We start from the raw sequence: 2746 nt of genomic DNA on the forward strand, positions 1-2746 counted from the left end.
CGTCGGTACCAAGGCCAGAGCGTCCACCGGCACCAAAGCCATGATTGGCCACCCAGGTGCCTTTGGTATTGGCGGTTTTGGGCAGCAGGTTGGAGATGCCGAGCTTGACCGTTTCCGGCTTCATCACCTGGACATCACCGAGCTTGCCGAAACCGAGCAGCATTTGCAGGAACTTGTCATAATCGCCAGCGGTTCCAACCAGGCCGGTGCTGCCAAAAGAAAAGGCCGGCTTGTCGAGAAAAATGCTGGTCGCACCCGGATCGACCGAGAACAGCGACCCGCCAAATGGCGCATAATTGTCCGAGAGATCGATCGCCCGGTCGGCGGGAACATTATAGAATATGCTGGCCATGCCCAGCGGTCCGAACATGCGCTCGTGCAGAAACTGGTCGAGCGGTTTGCCGGACACTTTTTCGATCACCGCGCTCAGCACATCATGGCCAAGCGAATAGCTCCACTGCATTCCGGGTTGATAGACCAACGGCAATTCCGAGAGGCGTTTCATGAAGGTCATGATGTCCGGGGTGGGCGCTCCGGGATCAACTCCGGGGATGGGATTGCGGCTCACCCGTCCGGGGGTCAGGCCGGCAGCCAGATAGGCTTTCTGGATCGGCCCCTTCGATATGATCGTATATCCCAGACCGGCGGTATGGGTTTGCAACTGTCTTATAGTGATCGGGGTCTTGGCCGGCTCGACATTGTCGAGCGCGCCTTCGGGATCGACCAGCACCTGCATATTCGCAAATTCGGGGAAGAAGTCGGATAATGGCTGATCGAGAGAAATCAGACCGTCTTCGACCAGCATCATCGTCGCCATGCCGGTGATCGGCTTGGTCTGCGAATACATCCGCCACAAAGTGTTGCTGTCGACCAGCTTGGCACCGCCGAGCGTGAGCGAACCGGCGGAAATCACCTGCGGCGGCGCCTGACCGAAACCGATCATCGCGAGCATGCCAGCGACCTTTTTGTCCGCGACATATTCGTTGATAATCCTGGTCAGGCCGGGAAAGCTCGTCCCCATTTCCTTGGCAAAAGCAATGCCGGGCATGCCGGCCAGAAAAGCGCCGGTGCCGATACCGCCGAGCACGGAGCGCCGGGAAAATGGAGAACCAAGTGACGATGTTGCAGGTTTTTCAGCGGTCATATTTCTTCCTTCAATTTCCATTTCACGGCCTTGGCATAGAGGGTCGGCAATCCCGCTTCCGCTATATCATCCAGCGCCCACCAGATATTATCATCACTGTTAGTAACGATTTTTTCGTCCTGATAAACTGCCAAATCGACCTCGAGCGAAAAATGGGTAAAACTATGCTGCACGATATTGTCGTGCACCCGCCATTCGCCCGCCATCGGCGGCGTGGCGTGGCCATCATTGCCCGCTGCCCAGCCGTCGTCCGGCAGCGCCCGCATCCCGCCGAGCATGCCTTTTGGTGGCCGGGTCGCCAGCAATATTCTGTCCTGCTGCTCGATCCAGAAAAACCGCGCCCGGCGCACCGGCTTGGCCCTTTTCGCCGGCTTCACCGGGAAATATTCCATAGTGCCGAGCGCATGAGCCGCGCATTGCTTTTGCACCGGACAGATGTCGCATTTCGGATTTTTCGATGTGCAGATCGTGGCACCCATATCCATGCAGGCCTGGGCAAAATCACCGGCGCCTTGCTTTGGCGTGATCGCGTCCATCGCCGCCCGGATTTCGGTCTTGCCCTTGGGCAGCGGCGTGTCGATGGCAAATAATCGCGCCACCAGCCGCTCGATATTGGCATCGACGACGACTGCCCGTTCGCCAAAGGCAATGGCGGCAATCGCGGCTGCGGTATAGGCGCCCACTCCGGGCAGCCCCAACAGTTCAGACTCTTTCCGAGGAAAGATTCCGTTCATTTTCTCGGTAACATCCACGGCACATTTATGAAGATTACGCGCCCGCGCATAATAGCCCAGCCCGGCCCATGCCGCCATCACGTCCGCTTCATCGGCACGCGCCAGATCCTGAACCGTCGGCCAGCGCCGGGTGAATTTCTCGAAATAGCTTTTCACCGCACCAACCGTCGTCTGCTGGAGCATAATTTCGGACAGCCAGACATGATAAGGATCGGGCAAATTGCTACCCGGCGGCGACCGCCAGGGCAATATTCTCGCCTTATCCACATAATGTGCACCGATATTGGCGGTAATTTTACGTGCTGTGGCGGGTAAACTATCGACGGCCATGGCCGCGCCATGCCATAAAAGGACATAATGGCGAAGAAAATTGACAATATTGGCGATGAAAAGGCGAAAACCGTCGAAAACGGGAAGCCTGCGTCCAAAAATTCCCCGATAAATGCCACCAAAAAACCAACCAAAAAACCAGTAGCCAAGAAATATCAGAAGTACCAGCGCCCGCGCGGCGGGCCGGCGAAAAGCATCTCCGACCTGGTGCCGGAAATCGGCCGCGCCGCCTTTCGCCGCTATGGTTTCATCCAGAGCTCGGTGGTCAGCCGCTGGGCGGAGATTGTTGGCGAACGCTATGCTGCGGTGTCGCTGCCCGAATCGATCCGTTTTCCGCGCGGCGAGAAAGAGGGCGGGACATTGCATCTGCTGGTTGGCGGCGCTTATGCGACGATGATGCAACATATCGCGCCCGAAATCATCGAACGGGTCAACCGCTTCTTCGGCTATGGCGCGGTCAGTCAGATAAGATTCAGGCAAGGGGTCGTAACGCCCAAGAAAGATAAGGAAAAAAGGGTCGCCCTGCCCGCCTCGCTCA

Annotated in this window: 3 protein-coding genes; 1 reads left to right on the top strand and 2 read right to left on the bottom strand. The window is 57.5% G+C overall.

What is annotated here, in order from left to right; genetic code table 11:
• Both V7665_RS13370 and V7665_RS13375 read right to left on the bottom strand, forming a co-directional pair.
• On the bottom strand, nt 1-1144 hold a 1144-nt coding region (locus V7665_RS13370; RefSeq protein ID WP_335665029.1), incomplete at its 3' end, for a serine hydrolase domain-containing protein.
• Nucleotides 1141-2208 carry an A/G-specific adenine glycosylase gene (locus V7665_RS13375; protein ID WP_335665030.1) on the bottom strand — a complete coding sequence of 356 codons (1068 nt, stop codon included), beginning with the start codon at nt 2206-2208 and terminating at the stop codon, nt 1141-1143. The genes V7665_RS13375 and V7665_RS13370, both read right to left, overlap by 4 nt.
• 27 nt (nt 2209-2235) lie before the next feature.
• Here V7665_RS13375 and V7665_RS13380 point away from each other — a divergent pair.
• The coding region (locus V7665_RS13380) for a DUF721 domain-containing protein (RefSeq protein ID WP_335665031.1) at nt 2236-2746 on the top strand (511 nt) is incomplete at its 3' end.

It is taken from the genome of Parasphingorhabdus sp. (assembly GCF_036964675.1).
GTDB lineage: Bacteria > Pseudomonadota > Alphaproteobacteria > Sphingomonadales > Sphingomonadaceae > Parasphingorhabdus.

Bases quoted from the DNA above. Each gene is read 5' to 3' on its own strand.
- V7665_RS13375 (WP_335665030.1), bottom strand. From the start codon at position 2,208: ATGGCCGTCGATAGTTTACCCGCCACAGCACGTAAAATTACCGCCAAT.